Source organism: Aliihoeflea sp. 40Bstr573 (genome assembly GCF_024105655.1).
In the GTDB taxonomy this organism is placed as follows: domain Bacteria; phylum Pseudomonadota; class Alphaproteobacteria; order Rhizobiales; family Rhizobiaceae; genus Aliihoeflea.
Window position 1 is genome coordinate 29,463 of record NZ_JAAAMH010000014.1, and the last position, 23,579, is coordinate 53,041.

Genomic DNA, 23,579 nt, shown 5'->3' on the forward strand with positions numbered 1-23,579 from the left:
CGTGGCAGGCGTCGAAATTCGCCGGGTCGTCAAGCAATATGGCCGCGTCGAAGTGCTTCATGGCGTGGACCTTTCGGTGCGCGACGGCGAGTTTGTGGTCCTCGTCGGCCCGTCCGGTTGCGGCAAGTCCACGCTCTTGCGAATGATCGCAGGACTGGAGGGCATCACCGGCGGCGAGATCGCCATCGACGGCACGGTGGTCAACGACATGCCGCCGCGCGAACGCGACCTTGCGATGGTCTTCCAGGACTACGCGCTTTATCCGCACAAGAGCGTCTACGACAATATGGGCTTTGGCCTGCGCATGCGCGGCGCGGCGAAGTCGGAAATCGAAACGCTCGTCCACGAAGCTGCGGACATCCTCCAGATACGGCACCTGCTCGAGCGCCGCCCCGGCCAACTTTCCGGCGGCCAGCGCCAGCGCGTCGCCATGGGCCGTGCAATCGTGCGCCGGCCGAAGGTCTTCCTTTTCGACGAACCGCTCTCCAATCTGGACGCCCAGCTCCGCGCCGAAATGCGCGTCGAGATCAAGAAGCTGCACCAGCGCTTCGGCACCACCATCGTCTATGTCACGCACGACCAGATCGAGGCGATGACGCTCGCCGACCGCATCGCGATCATGAAGGATGGCCATCTCCAGCAATACGGCACGCCGGACGAGGTCTACAATCGCCCGGCCAACCGCTTCGTCGCCTCCTTCATCGGTGCCCCGCCCATGAACATGACGCCCGCCAGCGTCTCGGCCGATGCGCAGGCGATCCGCCTGCCGTCGGGCGTGGACGTCGCGCTGCACGGCGCGAACCTTGCCGCCTGTGCCGGCCGCGACATCGTCATAGGCCTTCGCCCCGAGCACGTCACGCTCGGCCATCACGATCCGTCGCGCACGCCCGTTGCCGGCCAGGTCGAACTGGTTGAGCCCCTTGGCTCCGAGACACAGGCGACCGTGCGCGTCGGCGACGCCCGCTTCACCGGGCGCTTTTCCCCCGATGCCGGACTGAAGTACGGCCAGGACGTCACCCTCGGCCTCGCGCTCGACCGCGCCCATTTCTTCGATGCCGAAACCGGCGAAGCCATCCGCCTCGCCGCCTGAGAAAGAACATTCCGGCCCGCCCGTCGGGTCCACAACATCAGGGAGACAGACATGACGAGACTGATTACCGGAACCACGCTCGCCGCGATCATGACCTTGTCGGCCGGATCGGCCTTGGCGCAGACGGAACTGCGAATCTTCACCGGCGGCCAGCAGCGCCCCGACGTCATGCGCCAGATCCTCGACGCCTATCAGGAACAGAACCCCGACGTGAACGTCGAGGTCGAGGTCGGCGGTGCGACGTCCGAACAGCAGCAGCAATATCTGAACACCGTCTTGGCCTCGCAGGATTCCACGCTCGACGTGGTCCTGATCGACGTCATCCGTCCCGCGCAATGGGCGGCCGCGGGCTGGGCGGAGCCGCTCGACGAATATCTTGGCGACGAGCGCGACGCGGTCATGGATCGCTACCTGCCCGCCTATCGCGAGGCCAACATCGTCGATGGCCAGGTGATGGCGCTGCCCTACTTCGCGGATTCGCAGTTCCTCTACTACCGCACCGACCTGCTGGAAAAGCACGGCGTCGAGCCGCCGAAGACCTGGGACGAACTGAAAGCCGCCGCGCTCAAGATCAAGGAAGCGGAAGGCAATCCCAATCTCGCCGGCTTCCTCACCGCCGGCGCGCCGATCGAAGGCACGGTCTGCACCTATCTCGTCCCCTATTGGGGCGCGGGCGGCGAGCTTGGCGGCGAAGGCGGCGCGATCACGCTGTCGCAGGAGCAGGCCGCGCGCCCCTTTGAGCTGTGGGGCGACTTCAAGGAATCGGGCGTCCTGCCGCCGAACATCGCCGAAATCCCGACCGACCGCATCCGCCAGGACTTCCAGGCCGGCAACGCCATCTTCGCGATGAACTGGGGCTATGTATGGAACCGCGTCCAGAACGACGAGGACAGCCAGGTCAAGGGCAATGTCGGCGTCGTCACCCTGCCCGGCTTCACCGCCGACACGCCGGCGACCTGCATCGGCGGCTGGCAGCTCGCCGTCTCCGCATTTTCCGAGAACAAGGAAGCGGCTGTCGAACTGGTGAAATATCTCTCCAGCCCCGAAGTCTCCAAGCAGCAGGCGATCCTCGCCTCGCACATGCCGGTCTTCCCCGAGGTTTACACCGATGCCGAGGTGCTTGAGGCCAATCCGTGGTTTGAAGACGCGCTTCCAGTCGTCGAAACCGCCCGCTCGCGTCCCGTCACCCCGGCCTATCCGCGCGTGTCGGAGGTCATCCGGACCAACATGAATGCCTTCCTCGCCGGCACCCAGGACGGAGCCGCCTCCCTGCAGGGCATCGAGCAGGGACTGTCGGAGGTCATGCAGTAAGGCTTCCTAGGCGGCCGAAACCATCCGGCCGCCTCATTCTTCCCAAAAGCAGAGGACTTGGCCGATGGCGCCACGTACGGGCAAGACGGTGGCTCTGAAGCCCCTGCCGCTGACCCGCCTGGAAAAATCCGAGCGGCGGCTGGGTCTGCTGATGATCCTGCCGGCCTTCCTCTTGCTCTTCGCCGTCGTGCTGTTCCCGATCGGCCGCCTCCTCGTGACCTCGACGCAGCAACTGCGCCTGACCGAGCCCTGGCTCGGCACACCGTTCATCGGCCTTGCGCACTACCAGAAGGCGCTCACCGACCCCCGGTTCTGGGAAACGACGCTCAACACGGTCATTTACATCGCCGTCACGGTGCCCGGCGCCATCGTCGTCGGCCTCGGTCTCGCGCTCCTCGCCAACCAGCCCTTCAGGGTCAAGTGGCCGGTGCGGCTCGGCCTCCTCCTGCCCTGGGCGCTGCCGCTTGTCTTCGCGGGCCTCATCTTCCGCTGGTTCTTCGAGTTCAACCAGGGCATCGTCAACAACATCCTCATGTGGGTCGGCCTGCCCAAGCTCGCCTGGCTCACCGATCCATTCCTCGCCACCATCGCCATCTGCATCGCCATCATCTGGAAGACGTCGAGCTTCGTCGCGCTGATCCTGCTTGCCGGCCTGCAGACGATCCCGAAATCGCTCTACGAGGCGGCCGAGATTGACGGCGCGTCGAAATGGCAGCAATTCATCGAGATTACGCTGCCGATGCTGCGGCCCGCGATCATCGTCGCCGCCATCTTCCGCACCATCACCGCGATCCAGACCTTCGACATCCCCTATGCGATGACGAATGGCGGGCCGGGCAATTCGACCGAGACGCTCGCCATGTATATTCTCAAGACGACGATCGACTTTCTCGATCTCGGCTACGGCTCGGCGCTCGCGGTGCTGATGTTCGTCGTCTCGCTCGTAATGACCGCCGGCTACCTGCGCTACACGCGTCGCGACCCCCGGCAGGAGGCGTAGATGATGCGTCTGCCCCGCCCGCGCGTGATGGTTCTCCTCGCCGGTCTCGTCGTCGTCGTCAACGGCTTCGTGCCGGCCATCTGGATCGTTTTGACCTCGTTCAAGACCGAGGCCGAGCTCCTTCGCCTGCCGATCACCATCCTGCCCGACACGCTGACCTTCCAGAACTACACACGCGTCTTCACCGACCAGCCGATCCTCGCCTTCATGTGGAACTCGGTCGCGGTCGCCACGCTGTCGACGCTTCTGTGCGTCACCGTCTCGGCGCTCGCGGCCTATGCGCTGGTGCGCCTTCGCCTGCCCGCACCAGGCCTCATCCTGTCGGTGCTGATGGCGATCGCCATGTTCCCGCTGATCTCGCTGATGGTGCCGCTCTTCCAGGTCATGCGCACGGTCGGCCTCCTGAATACATGGTGGGCCCTGGTCCTGCCCTACGCGGTCCTTTCCATGCCGGTCTGCACCATGGTGCTGATTTCCTTCTTTCAGGACATCCCGAAGGACCTCGAAAGCGCGGCCATGATCGACGGCTGCTCGCGGCTCGGCGCGCTGTGGCACGTCGTCATTCCGCTGACGGCGCCCGGCGTCTTCACCGCCGGCATCCTCGCCTTCGTCAATGCGTGGGACGAGTTCCTGCTGGCGCTGACGCTCTCATCGCGCCTGTCGAGCCGCACGCTGCCGGTCGGCATCACGCTCTATCAGGGCGAGTTCTCGTTCCCCTGGCCGATCATCTCCGCCGCACTCGTCGTGGCCATCGTGCCGATCTCGATCATCATCGCGCTCTTCCAGGAACGCGTGGTGGGTGGCCTGACGCAGGGCGGCATGAAGGGCTGACCGTCGAATAAGATCACGCCCGAAGGCCGGCAAACCTTGCGCGAATTGCTCGGCGGAGCGGTTCTGACCGAGCCCATCTCGCTCGAATTCTCTCTGTCGGGGTTGACCTTCACATTTGCCCCGCCATGCTTAGGGAGCTTTCCCAGCCTTCCGATCATCGAGACCTCCTATTCTGATGCGATTCATTGTCTGCGCCTTCCTCGCCCTGTTCCTGTCCGTCGGGGGCGCCAGCGCCCAGCTGCTTGCGCAGGGCCAATCGGCCGCCAGCGAGGAGACGCCTGCGGCTAGCGTCGACGACCTCATTCGCCTGCTCGAAAACGACACGACGCGAAACGAGCTGATCGAACGACTGCGCGCGGCCGGCGGTACGGAAGGCGCGCCGGAAGCCGAGGCACAGGCCGCCGAGGGCACGGCTGACCCCACCATCGCGCGCCAGATCGCGGAATATACCCGTGACATCGCCGAAGGCGTATCGACGACGATCGGCGCGGTCGTCGAGCTCGGCTCGGATGTGGGGGCGATCTTTTCGTCGCCGACCCGCGACTTCGGAGCGATCACGCAGACTGCGACCAGTGTCGCCATCCTCGCCGTGGCGCTGTTTGCCAGCTACTTCTTCCTGCGCGCCTTGGCCACACAGGGCCAGAAATCCATCTCGAACCGAGTCGCCGGGCGCGGCTGGGTCCCCCGCATCATGGGCATCGTCGGCGCGGCCGTCATCGATGTGGTCGCAGTCGCCGCCGCCTGGGCGATCGGCTATGCAATCTCGCTCTATTTCTTCACGGGGCCGGGCCGCATGGGCATCAACCAGACGCTCCTGCTGAACGCCTTCCTCGCGGTCGAAATGACAAAGGTCGTCGCGCGCGCCATTTTCGAGCCGCACGGGCCCGCGCTTCGCCCCCTCCCCATGAACGACACCACCGCAGCCTACTGGTATTTCTGGGCCGCGCGCATCATCGGCCTCCTCGGCTACTCGTTCATGTTCTTCGCGCCCATTCTCGCCGACATGGTCAGCCCCACGGCGGCACAGGCGCTGCGCGTCCTCGCCATGCTGACCGCTGTCGTCATCGGCATCTTGATCGTGCTCCAGAACAAGGCGGCCGTCCGCAACGCCATGACGTGGCGGGCAAACAACGGCCGTCACGATGCCCTGTCGAAGTCGCTCGCCTTCCTGGGCGCGTACTGGCACATGATCGCGATCGCCTATCTCGTCGCGATCCTCGTCGTCTGGCTCGCCAATCCCGCCGAGGCATTGCCGTACATGCTGGGCGCGACGATCCAATCGATCGCCGCCGTCGTCGTCGGCGTCATCGTCATCTCGTTCATCTCGCGCTTCATCCACGTCGGCGTGCGCCTGCCCGACGATCTCAAGCAGCGCCTGCCGCTGCTCGAAGCGCGGCTCCACGCCTTCGTGCCGCGCGTCATGGAGGTGGTGCGCACCGTCACGCTCATCGGAGTCGCGATCGCGATCGCCCAGGCTTGGGGCCTGATCGACTTCCTCGGCTGGGTCGCCTCGGAAGGCGGCCAGCGCGTTACCGGATCGGTCATCTCCGCGCTCATCATCCTGCTCGTCGGTTTCCTGATCTACCTGGCCATGTCGTCCTGGGTCGAATACCGCCTCAATCCCAACTTCGGCACCGTGCCGACCGCGCGCGAAAAGACGCTGCTCTCGCTCTTCCGTAACGCCTTCACGATCGCGCTCGCCGTCTTCATCGTCATGCTGGCATTGGCGCAGATCGGCATCAACATCGCCCCGCTCCTCGCCGGCGCCGGCGTACTCGGCCTTGCCATCGGCTTCGGCGCGCAGAAATTCGTGCAGGACATCATCACCGGCATCTTCATCCAGCTCGAGAACATCATGAACGAGGGCGATGTCGTCAGCGTTGGCGCGACGTCCGGCGTTGTCGAAAGGTTGACGATCCGCTCCGTCTCGATCCGCTCGCTGGACGGGACGCTCCACCTCATCCCGTTCTCATCCGTTGACATGGTGTCGAACTCGATGAAGGGCTTCTCCTACCATGTCGCCGAGATCGGCGTCGCCTATGACAGCGATATCTCCGAGGTGAAGACCGCGATGCAGGAAGCCTTCGACAATCTGATGGAAACGGATGCGAAGACCGCGATCCTGGAACCGCTTGAGATCCATGGCGTCACGCTCTTCGGCGACTCGGCCATCAATGTGCGCGCCCGGATCAAGACCCTGCCCGGCTCGCAATGGGGAATTGGCCGTCAGTTCAACGAATTCATAAAGGCCGCGTTTGAGCGTCGTGGCATCGAAATCCCGTTCCCGCAGGTCACCTACCATGTCGGCGTCGACGGGCAGGCCGATGCCCTTCTGACATCCAAGACGCGCAAGCGCCGCAAGAACAAGGCCGGCAAGATCATCGATCAGCCGAGCATCGAGAAGCCGGAAGAGGCCGACACGCCGGACGCAGCATCGCGGTCGTGATGCCGGCCAATCAGTCCCGGCCGATGATCGCCCGCACCTTGCGCTCGAACTCGGCCATGTCGAAGGGCTTGGAGATCAGGTCCATGCGCTCGCCGAGAAAGCCGGCGCGCGTGCGCGCACCTTCGGCATAGCCGGTCGCAAACAGGATCGGCAGCTCGGGCAGGTGCCTGCGCACATGGTCGGCGAGTTCACGCCCGTCCATGCCGGGCAGACCGACATCCGACACCATCAAATCGATCCTGCGCCCGCTTTCCACGATCTTCAGCGCGGATGGCGCGTCGTGGGCCTCGAGCGTCTCGAATCCCATCTCGTTCAGGGCATCGACGACGAGCATCTGGACGATCGCTTCGTCCTCGACGACGAGAACCGTCTGCGTGACCTCATCCGGCGAGACTGCGCCATCGCGAGATGAATCCAGCGCGGCGAACTCGGCATCAGGATCGCAGGGCATGATGATCTCGATCGTCGTTCCCTTGCCCTCTTGCGAGAGGATCTGGGCAGCGCCGCCGAGCTGCTTGGCAAAGCCGAACACCATCGACAGCCCGAGTCCCGTCCCCTGCCCGATCGGCTTGGTGGTGAAAAAGGGGTCGAACGCTTTTTCCTGCACCTGTTTGGACATGCCGGTGCCAGTGTCGGTGACGGTCAACGCGACATAGTCGCCGGCCGCAAGTCCCTTGCGCTGCGCAAAGTCGCCATCGACATGGCGGTTGCGGGTCGAGATCGTCAGCACGCCGCCCTCGGGCATCGCATCGCGGGCGTTGATGGCCAGGTTGAGGATGGCGCTCTCGAGCTGGTTTGCGTCGGTCAATGCGGGGCACGTGTCGCGCGCGAGATCGAGATCGAGCTGGATGGACTCGTTCAATGTGCGCCGCAGCATGTCCTCCAGCGAGAGCACCAGTTCGTTGAGATTGGTCGCCTTGATATCGAGAGACTGCCGCCGTGAAAAGGCGAGCATGCGCTGCGTTAGGGAAGCGGCGCGTCCGGCGGAAGTGATGATGCCCTCGAGATACCGCTCGATCCCGTCTGATCGCCCCGCCGACAAGCGCCGTTGCAGCAATTCCGCGCTGCCCAGGATGCCAGCAAGCATATTATTGAAATCATGCGCGATTCCCCCAGTAAGCTGGCCGATCGCCTCCATCTTCTGCGACTGGCGCAGCGCCTCTTCGCTGTCCCGCAATTGGGCGGTGCGCTGGGCAACCTCTGCTTCCAGCATCTCGCGCGCAAGCTTGGAATCCGTCACGTCGACCGCGCAGCCGCTGAAACCCAAGAAGGCGCCAGAACCGTCGCGCCGCGGAATCGCTTCGCAGCGCAGCCAGCGCACCTCGCCATCCTTCAATGTCCGGATTTCGGCATTGAACGGCTGGCGATTGTCGAATGCGTCACGGAAGGCAGCTTCGAACCGGGCGACATCGTCCCCATGGACGATCGAGCGCCACCCCTCGCCGAGCATGTCGGCAGCACCGCCATATTCGGCCTCGAACTTGCGGTTGGCGAAGGTCAATTTTCCGTTGGCGTCCGTCGACCAGATAAGCGCCGGTGCGCTGTCGGCAAGGTTGCGGAAGCGGTTCTCGCTTTCAGCCAGCGCGTTGACGGCGCGGGCGCGCTCGCGCTTTTCGCGCGCTTCGTCGAGCGCGCGCCGAACCACCATGGGAATCTTGTCGAGATCCTTCTTGGTGACGTAATCCGTCGCCCCCGCGCGCACGGCTTCCGTGGCGAAATGCTCGCCGGCCACGCCCGAAACGAAGATGAACGGCACGGTCGGAAAGTTTTTCTCCGCCATCTTGAGCGCAGCCATGCCGTCAAAGTCGGGCAGCGAATAGTCCGCGATGATGAGATCGAAGTCTCCGACCGCCAGAGCCGCCTCGAATTCGCGTTTGCGCGTCGCGCCGACGATATCCGCAGGCATGCCGATCTTGCCGAGCTGGTTCTGAATGAGCTCGGCATCGATATGACTGTCTTCCAAAAGAAGGATGCGGATCTGCGCGGCGCCGACCATGTTGGCTCGGAGTTGGTTCAATTCAAAGGCCTCCGGGATAGGGCTCGTTGAGAACGGCCCATACGAGCCCCAGGTTCCGGATGGCTTCGAAGAATGCGTTGAAGTCGACCGGCTTGACCACGAAGGAGTTCACCCCTTGCTGGTAGGAGCGAACCACGTCCGATTCCTCGCGCGACGAGGTCAGCATGACGATCGGGATGTTGCGGTGGTGCGGATGGTTCTTGACCTTCTCAAGCACCTCTATGCCATCGACCTTCGGTAGCTTGAGGTCGAGCAGGATGACCGCCGGATGCTCGCCGTCGCGACCTTCATGTACCCCTTCACAGAAAATGTAGTCGAGAGCCTCGACCCCATCGCGCGCGATGACGATCTCGTTGGCTATGTTGGTCTTTCGCAGCGCTGCGATGGTCAGTTCGATGTCGGCCGGGTTGTCCTCAACCAGCAGGATCGGTCTCAAGCTTGCCACGTTCGTTTTCGCCTTTTCGATCGGGCAGTTCGATTGTGAACATCGCCCCTTTGCCCAGCGTCCCTTCTGCGCTTATCGATCCTCCATGGCGGTCGATGATGCGTTTCGTCAAGGCCAGTCCGATTCCCGTGCCGTCGAACTCGTCGGAATGGTGAAGCCGCTGGAAAACCTGGAACAGTTTTCCAACATAGCTCATGTCGAAGCCGACGCCATTGTCCGCGACACTGTACCGCGTCGACCCGTCGGCATCGCGACCGCCGGTAATGGTTATGACCGACGGGTCGCTGTCGCGCGAATACTTCACTGCATTCTCGACCAGATTGAACATTGCCTGGCGCATCAGCGAGGGATCGCCCCAAGCGACGGGCAGGTCCTTGTCGACCTTCCACTCCACGCGGCGCCGTTCCGTCTCGTGCGATAGGCCGCGCTGGATTTCCTCCACCACCTTGTTCATGTCGACGCGCGACATCTTGAGGCCGGTGCGTCCAAGCTGCGAGAACTGCAAAAGATCGTCGACGAGCTGGCCCGCCGTCACCGCGGCCTGAGAAATCCCCTCAATATAGTGCCGCGACAGCTCCTTCAGCTCCGGCTCCTCATCCTTCAGGAGCTGCGCATAGCCGGCGATGTGCCGGAACGGTGCCCGCAGATCATGGCTGATCGAGTACGAGAATGCCTCCAGTTCCTTGTTGGAACGCTGAAGCTCCTCGGTCAACTCGGCCCGTTCCTCGGCACGCTGAAGCACGAGATCGACCACTGACTGGCGGAAATCCTCCGCGCTGTGGAGTTCCGCACTCGACCAGGGCACGGAGCGGCCGCGCACGGTTTCCTTCCAAATCTCGAACGAGGTCCGCGGACTGATGCGCATCGTGCGCTCGTCGACGTTTTTCGCCGGCTCGCCGCCCCACTTGACCGTATGTTTCAGTTCCGGGCGGAACCAGATGATGAAGCTCGCATGGCGCTGCGAGATCGGCACGGCGAGGACCCCGCTCGCGACATCGGCAATGTCCCTGCCCGGCGTCCACTCCTGGCCCAGTTCACGCGTGACGAAGATGCGATCGACATTGCTCTGGTGCAGCCAGCGCGCCAGTTCCTTGATCCGCGCGGTCGAAGGCACCTGCCCTGCCGTCAGCAGCACGCCCTCGGTAACCACCGCCGCGCCCTCGGCATTGGTCAGTTTCAGCCATTGCTTGGAACGTGCGACGAGCCCTTCCTGAAAGACCGGCGTGCGGGCCAGGTGCGACACGAGTTCGGTCTCCACGCGCTTGAGCGCCAACCGATCGCTCGTCTCCGTGCGCCGCTCGTGAAACGCGATCTGGTGGCCGACGATACGGCCCAGAAACTCGCAGGCCGCACGAATGCGCGCGTCCACTTCCTTCGGGTCGCGATTATGGCACGAGATCAGGCCCCACAAGGCTCCGTCGATGATGAGCGATATCGACATCGACGCACCGGTGCCCATGTTGCGCATGTATTCCAGGTGGATCGGCGAAACGCTCCGCAACGCCGCGTCGGAAAGATCCAGCGGCTCGCCATCCACGGGTGAGTTGACTGGCTCGATCGGCACGGGATCGTAGGACGAACTGGGGATCAGGCGCAGGCGGTTGAGCTTGTAGAGTTCGCGGGCCTGCGCAGGAATATCCGTCGCTGGAAAGCGCAGGTCGAGATAGGACGGCAGAACCCCGTCGCCGTCTTCGGCGATCACCGTTCCGTTCCAGTCCGCGTCGAAGCGGTAGATCATCACCCTGTTGAAGCCGGTCAGGGCGCGGACTTCGCCGGCCGCCTCGGCCAGCACATTTGCAATATCCTTGCTGCTTTCGATCCGGTCGACAAAACGCTGCATTCGCGGATAGGGATTTGCGGACACGATTTCCGGATCGGTCTCCTCGAACTCCACGATCACGCCCTGCGACGTGCCATGGGCTGAAACCAGCAGGCACTTTTCGCCGATTTCGATCGGCTTCAGGAAAGGGTCGCCCGGCGCGTTCTGCTTCAATGCGGCGAGCGCATCGGCGAGCGGCCCGGCGTCGATCCGCGCGCCGGCCTTGGCCTCAAAGCCCAGAAAGTCGGGCGCGTTCGCGCTGGCCTGAAGGATCGTGCCGAGGTCGGCGTCGAGAACGATGAGGGCGCCATGAGGCTGAATGCCGCCGGGAATGCGGATCGGCTCCTGCGCGCACAGATCGAGGTCGGTCGAAACTTTGACGTTCATGCGCGGGGCCTGCTTCAGGATTTGCGCCGATCCCGTTTCACGAACGGTTCGCGGCGACAATGCGGTTTGCGTTTTCAACTGGACCAACGGGCTCGATGCCGCCCCGTTGCATCATGGCAAGGATTTCGGCAGTCGCCGTCATATACTGTTCGAACGCCATGCTCGCGCCATTCGCCAGGCTGCGGCGCATCGCGAGATCGTCGGGCAGGCTTTCGAGATGGCGCAGGAAGTCCTGCCAAAGGGGCTGTCCCGCCCCATGCGTGAGAAACGCGTTGCGCGCGCCCTGAACCCTGGCCCTGCGTTCCAGAAGCCTGCCTCCCAGACGCGAGCCCTCCAGGACATAGAGAACCCCCATCTGTTGACCGGTGCCGCAGATTGCGGGCAGCGCCGCGCCGGTCCCCTCCTCGATATCGCATGCGCGAAGGTCGGCGATCAGCGCGTGGCTGCGGCGATGGCGCGGCCACGTCGGAAAGCTGCCTTCGATGCCACTCGCCTCCAGCGCAGCTTCGAGGGGCAGTAGCGCGGCGGCATGGATGCGCAGGAACGCCGCGTAGTCACCGGCATCGGCGAGATCGAGACGCGAGATAAGCGCGTCGAGGTCGTGGTGAAGGTCGCGTGTCGTCTCACGCAGGAAAAACCGATGCAATTCGTTCCATCCGCAGTTCGTTGTCTGGAAGACCCTATTCGCACTCGGGCCGGAAGCGAAACACCTCCAGCTTGATTAGCAGGAACCAAAATGCGTGCCAGCACATTATTGCAGCGCGATAAGGGATGTCGCATTCACCGGCAATGCTGATCCGCAGGTGGATTGCCCAGAATTTGAGAGGAAACAAGAATGTCTGATCGTGGACCGACGATTGTCAATACGGGTCGCGGCGGTGGCGGTGGTGGCGGCTGGGCTGTTGCGCTCGTGCTCGCCATCGTGGTCATCATCGGCGGAGTCTGGCTGCTCGGTGGATTCGGCGGCGGCGGCGGTGCCGACGACGTCAACGTGACCATCGACACGCCGGACGTCGATGTACCTGATGTCGACGTGCCCGATGTCGATGTGACGACCGACGGCGACTGATCGGCGGCAGCACTCACTATCAAATGATTAAATCAAATGATTGAACGAGACGTCCGCCGGTGCAGCCGGCGGGCGTTTTTCGCGGCTGAACGCCGTCATATTAAAAATCTAGTGGCATTTCGCGGGTCGATGGGCCATTGCTCGAAGCGGGGACGGACTTTGGGCTGAACGATCGAATGCCGACTGCTAATAAAAATTTCATCAGGACCACCGGGATCCTGCTGCTCATCGGCATGCTCGCGCTCGTGGCCATTGTCGGTACGTCGGCGTGGCTCGTCGAGCAGACTCAGAACCATTTCGAAGAGGTTATCGAGGCCCGCCAGGCGCGCTCCGCGACGGTCGACCTGCGCAGCGCGTTGCAGGATATCGAGACCAGCCAGCGCGGCTTCATCCTGACGCAGGAAGAACGGTATCTCGAACCTTACGAGGCCGCGCGCGGCACCGTGATGGAGCGCTACGAGCGGCTTCGTACGATCCTTCTGCCCTATCCGCAGGCGACGGAGCCCATGGCGCGCCTGCTCGAAGGCATCAATCTCAAGATCGACGAGATCGACGAGACGATCGAACTCGTCCGCCAGGGCGATGTCGCAGCCGCCGTCGCGATCGTCCGGACGGATCGCGGCAAGGAGATAATGGACGAGGCGCGCGAACTCTTCACCGCCATCATCCGCGCCGCCGACGAGCGGCTGGACACGGGCGCAGACCGCCAGCGGGACAGCGCGAACTGGCTGCGCCTGACAACCTTTCTCGGGGCGCTCGTCATTCTCGCGGTCGTCGGTGCGGCCGTCTGGATGGCGCTGCGGTATACGCGCGAACTTCTGAATGCGCGCGAGGAGGTCAAGGAACTGAATGCCGGCCTTGAACAGCGCATCGCCGAGCGCACCGAAGACCTCGTGCGCGCCAATGAGGAAGTGCAGCGTTTCGCCTATATCGTGACACACGATCTGCGCGCGCCGCTGGTCAACATCATGGGCTTCACCAGCGAACTCGACTCGACCATGAAGACGATCCAGACCTACGTCCTGGCCGACGGCGAGCCACTTTCCGAGCAGGAGATCCAGGACGCGCGCCTTGCCGCTTCGGAAGATCTTCCCGAGGCGATCGGCTTCATCCGCTCATCCACGCGCAAGATGGACGCGCTGATCAACGCGATCCTCAAGATTTCGCGCGATGGTCGCCGTCCGCTCAAGCCGGAGCGCATCGACTTGAAGGAACTGATCGAGGCCAACGCCAACACGATGCAGCACCAAGTCGCCGACAGCGAGGGCCGCATCGATGTCGATGTCGCGGTACCACCGATCCTGTCCGACCGCCTGTCGCTGGAGCAGATCATCGGCAATCTGCTCGACAATGCGGTGAAGTATCGCGCGCCCGACCGTCCGATCGAAATCGGCGTCTCCGCCCGCAAGATGAACGGTCGCCAGATCGTCATCGACGTCAAGGACAATGGCCGCGGCATCGCTCAGCAGGATCACCAGCGTGTCTTCGATCTTTTCCGCCGTTCCGGCACGCAGGACAAGCCCGGCGAAGGCATCGGCCTCGCCCATGTCCGCACGCTGGTTCGCAACCTCGGCGGCGATATCACCCTTCAGTCCGAGTTCGGGCGTGGAACCACGTTCCGGGTGACCTTGCCGGAAAAACTTCCCACGGTTCAAAGGAGTGCATGAGTTGACCGACGGACAGCCAGTGACGATCATCATGATCGAGGACGATGAGGGCCATGCGCGCCTGATCGAGAAGAACATCCGCCGCGCCGGCGTCAGCAACCAGATCATCCCGTTCACCGACGGTACGTCTGCGCTCACCTATCTCTTCGGCGCGGATGGTTCGGGCGAAGACAGTGCCCGCCGCCAGCTCTTGATTTTACTGGACCTCAACCTGCCGGACATGACCGGCGTCGACATCCTCGAGAAGATCAAGAACAACGTCCACACCAAGCGCTCCCCGGTCGTCGTCCTCACCACGACGGACGACCAGCGCGAAATCCAGCGCTGCTACGATCTCGGCGCCAATGTCTATATCACCAAGCCGGTCGACTATGACGGGTTCGCCAATGCGATCCGCCAGCTCGGCCTGTTCTTCTCGGTGATGCAGGTCCCCGAGACCGCTTGAACCGATGACCGATTCCGTCCGCGTCCTCTATGTCGACGACGATCCGGCGCTCGCGCGTCTGGTCCAGAAGCGCCTTCAGCGCCAGGGCTTCGTCGTCGAACATTGCGGCGACATCACCGAGGGTCTGGCGCAGATCGACGCGCAGCCGATCGACGTGGTCGTGCTCGATCACTATCTCGCGTCCGGAACCGGTCTCGACATGTTGGCGGCGCTCAAGAAGCGGCGCATCGCCCCGCCCGTGGTCTATGTCACCGGCTCCTCCGAGGCGACCGTCGCCGTCGAGGCGCTCAAGGCGGGCGCTGCCGACTACGTGCTGAAGAGCGTGGGCGACGAGTTCTTCGTGCTGCTGTCGAGCGCGATCGATCAGTCGATCGAAAAGGCCCGGCTGCAGCGCGAGAAGGAGAACGCCGAAAAGGAGGTTCGCGACGCGCGCGACCGGGCGGTCATCCTGCTCGCCGAAGTCAATCACCGCGTCGCCAATTCGCTCGCACTCGTCGCGGCTCTCGTGCGTATGCAGACCTCCGCCGTTTCCGAGCCCAAGGCGAAAGATGCGCTCGCCGAGACCCAGGCGCGCATTTCGGCCATCGCCGGCCTCCACCGCCGGCTTTACACGTCGGACGACGTGACCATGGTCGACCTCGACGCCTACATCTCGACCCTGATCAACGAATTGGACACGTCGATGAAGGCCGCCGGCCATGCCTCGCGTATCCGCGCCGATCTCGAACCGCTCACGGTACCCACCGACAAGGCCGTCTCCATCGGAATGATCGTTACCGAGCTCGTCACCAACGCCTACAAATATGCCTATCCGGGCGACGCCGAGGGCGAGGTGCGCGTCTATATCCGCCGCGCTGGCGACGAGTTCGCCGTCCTGCGCGTCGAGGACGACGGCATCGGCTGGAACGGCGAAGGCAAGCCCAAGGGGACCGGCCTCGGTTCGCGCATCGTCAAGGCGATGGCGACCAGCCTCAATACCTCGATCGTCTATGGCGATGGCGTCGGCGGCACGCGCCTGACCATCGACCTGCCCATCGGCCGTCCCGTCCAGCACTGAAATCTTCTCAGGCCGAAACTTCCGTAGCGAGCCAGCGCAGCACCAGCGCTTCCTCCTCGTCGAGCCCTTCGATCGGCTTGCGGTAGCGCTTGCGCGCTTCGGCCAGTTCTTCCACCAGCCTGCCTGCGGACCACGAATCGACCACGCGCGGGTGGATGTAGCAGCGCCGGCACACGGCGCGCGTGTTGCCGAGCCGCGCCGCCACCTTGTCGATCAGGCCGTTGAGAACCCGCGCCATCTCCGTTTTCGTCCCCGGCAGTTCGACGGTTGAAAACAGGGCCGCCGCGCTCGTCGTCCCGCCCCAGGTGCGAAAGTGCTTGGAGGAAAACTCCTCGCCCGTCGCCTCGCGGATATAGGCGTTGACGTCCTGCGAGCGCACCATCCGGCGCTCGCCGTCCTCGTCGCGGTACTGAAACAGGTGCTGGCCGGGAAGGTCCAGAATGTCCTTCATGATCCGCGCCATGCGCTTGTCGACGAGCTTCAGGTTCCATTCCTTGCCGGACTTGCCCTTGAAGGCGAAGCGCAGCTTCGAGCCTTCCACTTCGACGTGGCGTGCGCGCAGCGTGGTCAGGCCAAAGCTCTTGTTGTCGCGCGCATAGGCCGGATTGCCCACGCGGATCATCGTGTTGTCGAGCAGCCAGACGATGGAGGCGATCACTTTCTCGCGCGGCAGCCCGCGCTTGCGCAGGTCCGCCTCCATCCGCTCGCGCATCCGCGGCAGCGCGGTCGCGAAATCGACGAGGCTTTGATATTTGACGTCGTCGCGATATTCGCCCCACCGCGCGTGATATCGATATTGCTTGCGCCCCTTGAGGTCGCGCCCCGTCGCCTGGATGTGGCCGAGCGGATCGGGCGAGATCCACACATCCGTCCAGGCCGGCGGGATCACGAGCGCCTTGATCCGCGCGATCTCATCGCGATCCGTGAGTTTCGCCCCTTCCGGGGTCAGAAACGAAAAGCCCTTGCCGGCGCGCTTTCGTCTTATCCCGGGCTCGGCATCGCTGACATACGAAAGATCGGCCGGCCGGCGCAGCGCCATCGGCAGATCGTCTTCAACTGGCTTTATCTGTCTGGAAACGGATTCGAGCACGCAGATCGCTCCTGGTCGGTCTCGTCAAATGCGCCGGGCATGCGGAAGGTTCCTCTCAGGAAGCGCGATCCGAGGGAACCTGGAATGCCGTTCCGCGTTTCAGTTCGCCTTCCCAAGGGCAGACCCAAAAGACCACCACAAGAAGACATAGGGACCCTCTCATGGACCATCGCGACCGGCTTATTCTCGCTCTCTCCGCGTTGATCCGCGCAGAACGCGAAGCTCGCAACGCCTGGGACTCGGCAATTGCCGCCAATGCCCTCTCCCCGGAAATCATCGACGGCGATCCGAAACGCCTGATCGGACATGAAGACCTCGAACTGGCAGAGGCGTTCGTCTCGCCGTCTTCGTCGCGAAGCCGCGCCGCCGCGCGCTTCGCCTGATTCTTCGACGAAAAGGCTGGCCCGGCGATTTCGCCGGGCTTTTTGCTGTCTGGCCCTTGGATGCCCAATTGCTCCCGGCTATCACGGAACCGCAATTTGGGAGGCGCATGAATGACATCCGAACTGATCCGCAAATCAGCCTGCGAAATCGTCGACGGCCTGCGCGCCGAAAAATGGTCGCCGCGCCAATTGCTCGACGCATTGGAGGAGCGGATCGTCGTCGTCGACCCCGCCGTCAACGCCCTGCCCACTCTCGCCTTCGAGCGTGCCCGCGCAAATGCCGATGCACTTGCCAGGCGCCCGCTCGCCGAGCGCGGACTGCTCGCCGGCGCGCCCGTCGCCATCAAGGATCTGACCGAGGTCGAGGGCGTGCGCACCACGCACGGCTCGCGCATCTTCGAGAACCACGTCCCCACCCGTTCCGACATCATGGTCACGCATCTGGAGGACGAGGGCGCCATCGTCTACGCGAAGACCGCGACGCCCGAATTCGGCGCCGGCGCCAATACCTTCAACGACGTCTTCGGCGCCACGCTTAATCCGTGGAACACCTCACGCTCGGCCGCGGGCTCGTCCGGCGGCTCGGCGGTCGCGCTCGCCACCGGCATGGCGTGGCTGGCGCAGGGCTCGGACCTTGGGGGCTCGTTGCGCAATCCTGCCTCCTTCAACGGCATCGTCGGCCTGCGCCCCTCGCCGGGCCGCGTCGCCGCCAATCCGGGCATGCTCGTCGACGACATCCTGTCGGTCGAAGGCCCGATGGCCCGCACCGTCGAGGACGTCGCGCTCTTCCTCGATGCCATGACCGGCGAGCATCCGGCCAACCCCATCTCGCTGCCGCGTGACGGCACCAGCTACCGCAAGGCCGCACAAAGCCGTGCTCTGCCGAAGCGCGTCGCCTTCTCGGCCGATCTTGGCGGCATCACGCCGGTCGATCCGGAAGTCGCCGACATCTGCCGCGCCGCCGCCTACCGCTTCACCGAACTCGGCGTCGAAGTTGCCGACGCCCATCCCGACCTTTCCGACGCCCGCGAAACCTTCCAGACGCTGCGCGCCGTCAGCTTCGCCACCGGCCACGCCGCGAAGCTCGAGACGCACCGCGATCTGTTGAAGCCGGAAGTCGTCTGGAACATCGAAAAGGGCCTGGCGCTCACCGTCGGCGACGTCGCCAAGGCTGAGGCCCGCCGCGCCGGCATCATCGCCCGCGCTCTCGCCTTCTACGAGGAGTACGACCTCCTCCTGACGCCCGCGACCATCGTCTCGCCCTTCCCGGTCGAGAACCGCTACGTCACCGAATGCGCGGGCGTGAGGTTCGAAACCTATATCGACTGGCTGACGATCGCCTTCGCGGTCACGCTCACCACTGGCCCTGCCCTGTCGCTGCCCTGCGGCTTCACGCGCGAGGGCCTGCCGGTCGGATTGCAGATCGCCGCGCGCCCGCGCGGCGAGGCGCGGCTCCTTGCCGGAGCCGCCGCCCTCGAGCGCCATCTCGATCTCGGCACGGTCGCGCCGATCGATCCGCGCCCGGGAAGCTGACGCGCTCTATTCGGGCGTGTCGTTATTCGGGCGTGTCGTTCCCGCCGATGGCGAACGTCACGTCGACATGGACGACGTAGTTGTTCTCGCCGGTCTCGACGGGAACCGCGCCGCCCGAATCCGCCGCCGACATGCGCATCATCGCGCGCTCCTGCATCGGCATTGGCGGCGGCGCGGTCCGCTCGGACATTTCGACGACGTCGCCGAGCGTCACCCCGGCGGCCTCGGCCAGTATCTGCGCACGGCCCATCGCGTCCTCCACCGCCTTGCGGCGCGCCTCGGCGGTCGCGGCCGACGGGTCGTCGTTGACGAAGGAGATCGATCCGCCCTGGTTGACGCCAAGCGTCACCGACTGGTCGAGGATTTCGCCCACCTTGTCGATGTCGCGAATGCGGATCGTCAGGTTGTTCGTCACCTGGTAGGCGACGATGCGCGGCTGTTCTGAGCCGTCGTTGTTCTGCGGATAGACATAGCGCGGGCTGATCGAAAGACCCGCTGTTTGCAGATCGCGTTCGGCGATCCCCGCTTCTTTCATCGCCGCGATCACGTCCGCCATCGCCTCGTTGTTGTCGTCCAGCGCCGCGCGCGCCGTCTCGGCCTCGCGCAGCACGGCCAGATTGACGATCGCCATGTCGGGCGCAACAGCCGCCTCGCCCTTGCCGGAAACGACGATCTTGGGAAAGGGCCGCTCTTCCTGCGCTTGTGCGGCGAGCGGCAGGGCAAGCGCGAGGATGGCGGTCGAAACGAGAAGGCGCATGAGGTAACTCCCTGGATATGCGGATCGAACCAGAATGCGTATGCAGCGATTATGGGTGCATTGCGGCGCGGCCCGGCTTGTGCGGTGGCCCAAAAGCCCTTAATGCCAACACCCGTGTGGGGCCTGTAGCTCAATGGTTAGAGCCGGCGGCTCATAACCGCTTGGTTGGGGGTTCGAGTCCCTCCGGGCCCACCATTCCGATCCTTGTCGGACTGCGAATACGGCACCCCGTTGGTTCGACCTCATTCGCCTGGCCATGATGGGGCGCAAGTCGTCTTTTGCCCGCGGAACCTAAAGTCCGATCGCTTGTTGGACCATTTCCAGCCCGATGGAGATGCCCGTGGCGATATACTCATTCAGCGTCCAACACCCCCATTCGCCCGCTGAATCAGTAGATCTCGATCTTCCGGATGATCTGTCTGCTTGGGCGGAAGCGGTCATTGCATGCGGCGATTCGCTGAGAGACATGAACAGCCGGTTTGGCCCGGCGGACGAATGGTCGATCACTGTTACGGATCAAGCTAGAACGCCGCTCTTTGAGATCAGGTGCACCAGCAAGCACTTCGATCGCCGATAAAGTTCATCGTCTGCGTTAGCCTCGCTCAGTACGCTTGGTCCCGGCACTTGCCGCATGCATGAAATGTCTGCATGGGATACTCGGCCAAGCCTTCGCCGCCCGCCTGACCGAGGACAACATGACACCAGCGATCGAACTTCTATGCCGAAGCCTGTCACGCCGCGACAAGCTGACCCCTGCCGAAGAAGCGTCGCTGGCCTCCCTGACGCAGCGCACTTCGCACTATGCCAGGGGCTCTGAAATCATTGCCGAGATGTCCCGCCCCTCGGCCAGTTGCCTCCTTGTCGAGGGGCTGGCCGGCCGTGCCGTGAGTGGTGAGGACGGCACACGACAATTGAGCGCGCTTCATATCCCGGGCGACTTTGTCGACCTTCACGGATTGCTCTTGCGCAAGATGGATCATTCGATTGTTGCGATTTCCAATTGCACGGTCGCCTACATTCCGCACGAAAGTCTGATCGCATTGACCGCGACAGAGCCGCATCTGACACGCATGCTGTGGACATTGACGGCCATCGATGCGGCCATTCAGCGAAAAATGACTGCGCTCCTGGGCCGCCATACGCCGGCCCAGCGACTGGCTCACCTCCTGTGCGAGATTTATACGCGGCTCGAAATAGTCGGCCTTTCGTCCGGTTTGGGCTTCCATTTTCCGATAACGCAGACAGAGCTTTCGGATGTGCTCGGCTTGTCGGTGGTTCATACAAACCGAACCGTCGGAAAGCTTCGGGCGCGGAACCTGATTTCCTGGAACTCGCAGCAAGTCGATATCCTGGACATGGAGGGGCTAAAGTCGCTGGGGGACTTCGATCCCACCTATCTCAGCCTTCAGTCGGAACCCCGCTAGGCAGCGCGACGAATGGCCAACGGTTCGCGAACAAGCAAGGCGTGCGGCTCTTCCAAAGCCATCACTTCGTCAGGCCGGAACTGGAAACGTTCTGGCCGCTCGATGACTTACCAGGGTACGGCACTGCGGCAGCGGGCCGCGACCGCAATAAACTAAGTTCGCCCCGCCACCCGTTCGACCGCTGCCAAAAGCTCACCTTCGCTGATCGGAAGAGCTGGATGAGTCCTCCGAACAATCGCAGCCACGGCGCGATGGGTCTGTTCGCCATTCCGGTCGGGGAAGTCGAGCAGAGCGCGCTGGATCGCGATCTGAAGGTGTTCTGGCAGCCACATGCCCTCCCTTGTTCGAAACGAACTCTTGTTCTTCATGATTGCGCCGCCGCTCTGTTGGTCCAAGCACACGCTCTAGCCGAGGACCCCAAAGCCCGAAATATCATTTGCTATACGCCGCAGCCCGCAGCCCTCATTTGCAGGATCGGGAACATGCCGAACCGCTGCTTGTTCGGTCATGAGAAGGAGCCCTCCATGACCAACGAGAAGCACGACAACGGCGTCTACATACCCAAGACACGCAATCCGCCAACCGAGATCGACCAGAATGCAGGTATGCCGAAGAACCCGCATGGCAACGGCCTGTCGCGAACGGCGGGCGAGACGAACGATGAAACCCGCCAGTCCGATCAGGCGGGAAGCATGGCGAACCCGGCTGAAACCGACGCCAAGGGCCAGTATGCAAAACCGCAGAGCGGTGGCGACAATGATGGCGTTGCGAGTGTCGATCCGGTCGCAACCTCCGGCGCCAACAGCGGAGACGCGACGTTCAAGCACACGTACAAGGGCATCGATAAAGAATAGAGCGACGGCCAACGCCAAGGTGGCGGCCTTGCCGGCGAGCCGGCGAGTCATTCGACAGCGGCAGGCTGTCTGCCGAGGTGAAGGGTCGAGCATCACGCCTGCGGCAAAGCTGCTATGAGAAACACCTTTCCGATTCTCCATGCAGATTCACATGACCGGCACTGCCCTCGAAATCCTCAAGACTGTCTATGGCTATGATGCGTTCCGAGGGCCGCAGCAGCACATCGTCGACCATGTCATCGGCGGCAACAATGCCTTCGTGCTGATGCCGACGGGCGGCGGAAAGTCGCTTTGCTACCAGATTCCCGCCATCGTGAGGCCCGGCATGGGCCTCGTCGTCTCGCCGCTTCTGGCGCTGATGGCCGACCAGGTAACCGCCCTTCGCCAGGCGGGCGTGCGGGCGGCAGCGCTCAATTCGGACCTTGCTCCCGACGAGCGCGGCGCGCTGTGGCGCGACATCCACGGCGGCCAGCTCGACCTCCTCTACGTCGCGCCCGAGACGCTCCTGCGCCGGGAGGTGCTTGAGCAGCTTGGCCGGGCGAAGCTGTCGCTGATCGCCATCGACGAGGCCCACTGCCTGTCCCAATGGGGACACGACTTCCGCCCGTCCTACCGGCAACTCGATGCGCTTGTCGGGCAGTTTCCCGAGACGCCGCGCATGGCGCTGACGGCGACGGCGGACGAACCGACGCGCGCGGAAATCCTCTCCCATCTCGCCATTGCCGAGGCAGACGCCTTCATCGCCGGCTTCGATCGGCCCAACATCCGCTACGCCATCGAGGAAAAGGACAATCCCCGCGCGCAACTGAAGGCGTTCCTGAAGCGCCATGAAGGCGAGAGCGGCATCGTCTACTGCCTGTCGAAGCGCAAGACGGAGGAGACCGCCGCCTGGCTTCGCGACCAGGGCTACGATGCGCTCGCCTATCATGGCGGCATGGACAAGGCGGCGCGCGAGGCCAACCAGATGCGCTTCCAGCACGGCGAAGCGATCGTCATGGTCGCCACCATCGCCTTCGGCATGGGCATCGACAAGCCGGACGTGCGCTTCGTCGCCCATTTCGACCTGCCGGGAAGCATCGAGGCCTACTATCAGGAAACGGGCCGCGCCGGGCGGGACGGCCTGCCATCGGACACGCTGATGCTCTACGGGTCCGAAGACATCGCGCTGCGCAGTCGCTTCATCGAGGAATCGGACGCGCCCGACCAGCGCAAGCGCACGGAACGCCAGAACCTCGACGCGCTTTTGGGGCTGGCCGAGACGGCAAGCTGCCGCCGGCAGGTGCTCCTGTCCTATTTCGGCGACCACTGCGAGCCTTGCGGCAATTGCGACACCTGCGCGGAGCCGCCGAAACTCTTCGACGGCACCACGGCCGTTCTGAAGGCCCTGTCCTGCATCTATCGCACCGGCGAACGCTTCGGTCAGGCCTATGTCGTCGACGTGCTGCTCGGCGTGGAGAACGACCGCATCGCCCAGTTCGGCCATGACCGCATATCGACCTTCGGCATCGGCAGAGAGCACGACAACCGCACCTGGCGCGCGATCCTGCGCCAGATGATCGCGCTGCGCCTCGTGACCGTCGATCTCGCTGGCCATGGCGGCCTGTCCATCGCGCCCGCCGGCCGCGATTTCCTGCGCGACCGTCCTGTGCTGATGCTGCGCATGCCCGCGCCGCCGCGCGCGCGGCGCCAGAAGGTCGCGCGCGGCGCGGCGCAGGTCGCCATCGCTCCCGCCGACAACGATCTGTTCCAGGCGCTGAGGCAGAAGCGGACGGAAATGGCGCGTGCGCAAAACGTCCCGCCCTATGTGATTTTTCACGACAGGACGCTGATCGAGCTCGCCTCGGCCCGCCCGAGGTCACGTGCCGAAATGGCCGATGTGCCCGGTGTCGGCGAAGCCAAGCTCGACCGCTACGGCCCCGCCTTCCTGACGGTGATCGCCGAGCATCTTTGAGGA

21 protein-coding genes and 1 tRNA gene are annotated in these 23,579 nt (G+C 63.8%); 16 read left to right on the forward strand and 6 right to left on the reverse strand.

Annotated elements, in window-relative coordinates; all coding sequences use genetic code 11:
• The first annotated feature begins 1 nt into the window (after position 1).
• The 5 genes from GTK01_RS15730 to GTK01_RS15750 all read left to right on the forward strand — a co-directional run bounded on the left by GTK01_RS15730 (position 2) and on the right by GTK01_RS15750 (position 6,678).
• Positions 2-1,090 carry a sn-glycerol-3-phosphate ABC transporter ATP-binding protein UgpC gene (locus GTK01_RS15730; protein ID WP_252927686.1) on the forward strand — a complete coding sequence of 363 codons (1,089 nt, stop codon included), beginning with the start codon at positions 2-4 and terminating at the stop codon, positions 1,088-1,090.
• Positions 1,091-1,141: 51 nt separating this feature from the next.
• Entirely contained in the window at positions 1,142-2,401 is a 1,260-nt protein-coding gene (locus GTK01_RS15735; RefSeq protein WP_252927688.1) for an ABC transporter substrate-binding protein, read from the forward strand.
• Between the two features lie 64 nt (positions 2,402-2,465).
• On the forward strand, positions 2,466-3,401 hold the full coding sequence (locus tag GTK01_RS15740) for a carbohydrate ABC transporter permease (protein ID WP_252927690.1): 936 nt from the start codon (positions 2,466-2,468) through the stop codon (positions 3,399-3,401).
• Positions 3,402-4,232, forward strand: coding sequence for a carbohydrate ABC transporter permease (locus tag GTK01_RS15745; protein ID WP_252927692.1), 831 nt, complete (start codon positions 3,402-3,404; stop codon positions 4,230-4,232).
• Positions 4,233-4,407: 175 nt separating this feature from the next.
• Positions 4,408-6,678 (forward strand): mechanosensitive ion channel domain-containing protein, encoded by a 2,271-nt coding sequence (locus GTK01_RS15750; RefSeq protein WP_252927694.1) that lies wholly within the window; start codon positions 4,408-4,410, stop codon positions 6,676-6,678.
• A gap of 10 nt (positions 6,679-6,688) precedes the next feature.
• Here the strand turns inward: GTK01_RS15750 and GTK01_RS15755 are convergent, their stop codons facing one another.
• The 4 genes from GTK01_RS15755 to GTK01_RS15770 are packed head-to-tail and all read right to left on the reverse strand — an operon-like array spanning position 6,689 to position 11,992.
• A complete protein-coding gene (locus GTK01_RS15755) occupies positions 6,689-8,695 on the reverse strand; it encodes a hybrid sensor histidine kinase/response regulator (protein WP_252927696.1) in 2,007 nt (668 codons plus the stop codon).
• A 1-nt stretch (position 8,696) separates the two neighbouring features.
• Positions 8,697-9,140 (reverse strand): response regulator, encoded by a 444-nt coding sequence (locus tag GTK01_RS15760; protein WP_252927699.1) that lies wholly within the window; start codon positions 9,138-9,140, stop codon positions 8,697-8,699.
• A complete protein-coding gene (locus tag GTK01_RS15765; protein ID WP_252927701.1) occupies positions 9,109-11,346 on the reverse strand; it encodes an ATP-binding protein in 2,238 nt (745 codons plus the stop codon). Before GTK01_RS15765 ends, GTK01_RS15760 begins: the two co-directional genes overlap by 32 nt.
• A gap of 37 nt (positions 11,347-11,383) precedes the next feature.
• Positions 11,384-11,992 carry a biliverdin-producing heme oxygenase gene (locus GTK01_RS15770; RefSeq protein WP_252927703.1) on the reverse strand — a complete coding sequence of 203 codons (609 nt, stop codon included), beginning with the start codon at positions 11,990-11,992 and terminating at the stop codon, positions 11,384-11,386.
• A 189-nt stretch (positions 11,993-12,181) separates the two neighbouring features.
• Here GTK01_RS15770 and GTK01_RS15775 point away from each other — a divergent pair, with 189 nt between their 5' ends.
• The 4 genes from GTK01_RS15775 (at position 12,182) to GTK01_RS15790 (ending at position 15,584) form a co-directional block, all read left to right on the forward strand.
• Positions 12,182-12,415, forward strand: coding sequence for a hypothetical protein (locus tag GTK01_RS15775; RefSeq protein ID WP_252927705.1), 234 nt, complete (start codon positions 12,182-12,184; stop codon positions 12,413-12,415).
• Positions 12,416-12,591: 176 nt separating this feature from the next.
• Positions 12,592-14,082, forward strand: coding sequence for a CHASE3 domain-containing protein (locus GTK01_RS15780; protein ID WP_252927707.1), 1,491 nt, complete (start codon positions 12,592-12,594; stop codon positions 14,080-14,082).
• A 31-nt stretch (positions 14,083-14,113) separates the two neighbouring features.
• Entirely contained in the window at positions 14,114-14,527 is a 414-nt protein-coding gene (locus GTK01_RS15785) for a response regulator (protein WP_252927807.1), read from the forward strand.
• A 4-nt stretch (positions 14,528-14,531) separates the two neighbouring features.
• On the forward strand, positions 14,532-15,584 hold the full coding sequence (locus GTK01_RS15790) for a response regulator (protein ID WP_252927709.1): 1,053 nt from the start codon (positions 14,532-14,534) through the stop codon (positions 15,582-15,584).
• Between the two features lie 7 nt (positions 15,585-15,591).
• Here the strand turns inward: GTK01_RS15790 and GTK01_RS15795 are convergent, their stop codons facing one another.
• Positions 15,592-16,623 carry a DNA topoisomerase IB gene (locus tag GTK01_RS15795; RefSeq protein WP_252927809.1) on the reverse strand — a complete coding sequence of 344 codons (1,032 nt, stop codon included), beginning with the start codon at positions 16,621-16,623 and terminating at the stop codon, positions 15,592-15,594.
• Between the two features lie 212 nt (positions 16,624-16,835).
• Between GTK01_RS15795 and GTK01_RS15800 the strand changes: the two genes are divergently transcribed.
• Together GTK01_RS15800 and GTK01_RS15805 are read left to right on the forward strand one after the other, a co-directional pair.
• Positions 16,836-17,057: a hypothetical protein gene (locus GTK01_RS15800; protein ID WP_252927711.1), complete on the forward strand. Its 222-nt coding sequence runs from the start codon at positions 16,836-16,838 to the stop codon at positions 17,055-17,057.
• 111 nt (positions 17,058-17,168) lie between these two features.
• Positions 17,169-18,590 carry an amidase gene (locus tag GTK01_RS15805; RefSeq protein ID WP_252927723.1) on the forward strand — a complete coding sequence of 474 codons (1,422 nt, stop codon included), beginning with the start codon at positions 17,169-17,171 and terminating at the stop codon, positions 18,588-18,590.
• Between the two features lie 22 nt (positions 18,591-18,612).
• On the opposite strand, the gene GTK01_RS15810 is transcribed toward GTK01_RS15805, so the two are convergent.
• On the reverse strand, positions 18,613-19,347 hold the full coding sequence (locus GTK01_RS15810) for an SIMPL domain-containing protein (RefSeq protein WP_252927725.1): 735 nt from the start codon (positions 19,345-19,347) through the stop codon (positions 18,613-18,615).
• 119 nt (positions 19,348-19,466) lie between these two features.
• Here GTK01_RS15810 and GTK01_RS15815 point away from each other — a divergent pair.
• From GTK01_RS15815 to recQ, 5 genes are all read left to right on the forward strand, one after another.
• Positions 19,467-19,542: transfer RNA gene (locus GTK01_RS15815), tRNA-Ile, on the forward strand.
• Between the two features lie 139 nt (positions 19,543-19,681).
• The gene (locus GTK01_RS21110) at positions 19,682-19,924 is read left to right on the forward strand and encodes a hypothetical protein (protein WP_371924366.1); all 243 of its coding nucleotides are present in this window, start codon (positions 19,682-19,684) and stop codon (positions 19,922-19,924) included.
• 118 nt (positions 19,925-20,042) lie between these two features.
• The gene (locus GTK01_RS15820) at positions 20,043-20,771 is read left to right on the forward strand and encodes a Crp/Fnr family transcriptional regulator (protein WP_252927727.1); all 729 of its coding nucleotides are present in this window, start codon (positions 20,043-20,045) and stop codon (positions 20,769-20,771) included.
• Between the two features lie 41 nt (positions 20,772-20,812).
• Entirely contained in the window at positions 20,813-21,625 is an 813-nt protein-coding gene (locus GTK01_RS15825) for a hypothetical protein (protein ID WP_252927729.1), read from the forward strand.
• Between the two features lie 151 nt (positions 21,626-21,776).
• On the forward strand, positions 21,777-23,576 hold the full coding sequence (gene recQ / locus GTK01_RS15830) for a DNA helicase RecQ (RefSeq protein ID WP_252927731.1): 1,800 nt from the start codon (positions 21,777-21,779) through the stop codon (positions 23,574-23,576).
• The last annotated feature ends 3 nt before the right edge of the window (positions 23,577-23,579 follow it).

What these genes read in the sequence shown, in the direction of transcription:
- GTK01_RS15735 (WP_252927688.1), top strand. Translation starts at nt 1,142, where the DNA reads ATGACGAGACTGATTACCGGAACCACGCTCGCCGCGATCATGACCTTG.
- GTK01_RS15740 (WP_252927690.1), top strand. Translation starts at nt 2,466, where the DNA reads ATGGCGCCACGTACGGGCAAGACGGTGGCTCTGAAGCCCCTGCCGCTG.
- GTK01_RS15745 (WP_252927692.1), top strand. Translation starts at nt 3,402, where the DNA reads ATGATGCGTCTGCCCCGCCCGCGCGTGATGGTTCTCCTCGCCGGTCTC.
- GTK01_RS15750 (WP_252927694.1), top strand. Translation starts at nt 4,408, where the DNA reads ATGCGATTCATTGTCTGCGCCTTCCTCGCCCTGTTCCTGTCCGTCGGG.
- GTK01_RS15765 (WP_252927701.1), bottom strand. Translation starts at nt 11,346, where the DNA reads ATGAACGTCAAAGTTTCGACCGACCTCGATCTGTGCGCGCAGGAGCCG.
- GTK01_RS15775 (WP_252927705.1), top strand. Translation starts at nt 12,182, where the DNA reads ATGTCTGATCGTGGACCGACGATTGTCAATACGGGTCGCGGCGGTGGC.
- GTK01_RS15780 (WP_252927707.1), top strand. Translation starts at nt 12,592, where the DNA reads ATGCCGACTGCTAATAAAAATTTCATCAGGACCACCGGGATCCTGCTG.
- GTK01_RS15785 (WP_252927807.1), top strand. Translation starts at nt 14,114, where the DNA reads ATGATCGAGGACGATGAGGGCCATGCGCGCCTGATCGAGAAGAACATC.
- GTK01_RS15790 (WP_252927709.1), top strand. Translation starts at nt 14,532, where the DNA reads ATGACCGATTCCGTCCGCGTCCTCTATGTCGACGACGATCCGGCGCTC.
- GTK01_RS15795 (WP_252927809.1), bottom strand. Translation starts at nt 16,623, where the DNA reads ATGGCGCTGCGCCGGCCGGCCGATCTTTCGTATGTCAGCGATGCCGAG.
- GTK01_RS15800 (WP_252927711.1), top strand. Translation starts at nt 16,836, where the DNA reads ATGGACCATCGCGACCGGCTTATTCTCGCTCTCTCCGCGTTGATCCGC.
- GTK01_RS15805 (WP_252927723.1), top strand. Translation starts at nt 17,169, where the DNA reads ATGACATCCGAACTGATCCGCAAATCAGCCTGCGAAATCGTCGACGGC.
- GTK01_RS15810 (WP_252927725.1), bottom strand. Translation starts at nt 19,347, where the DNA reads ATGCGCCTTCTCGTTTCGACCGCCATCCTCGCGCTTGCCCTGCCGCTC.
- GTK01_RS21110 (WP_371924366.1), top strand. Translation starts at nt 19,682, where the DNA reads ATGCCCGTGGCGATATACTCATTCAGCGTCCAACACCCCCATTCGCCC.
- GTK01_RS15820 (WP_252927727.1), top strand. Translation starts at nt 20,043, where the DNA reads ATGACACCAGCGATCGAACTTCTATGCCGAAGCCTGTCACGCCGCGAC.
- recQ (WP_252927731.1), top strand. Translation starts at nt 21,777, where the DNA reads ATGACCGGCACTGCCCTCGAAATCCTCAAGACTGTCTATGGCTATGAT.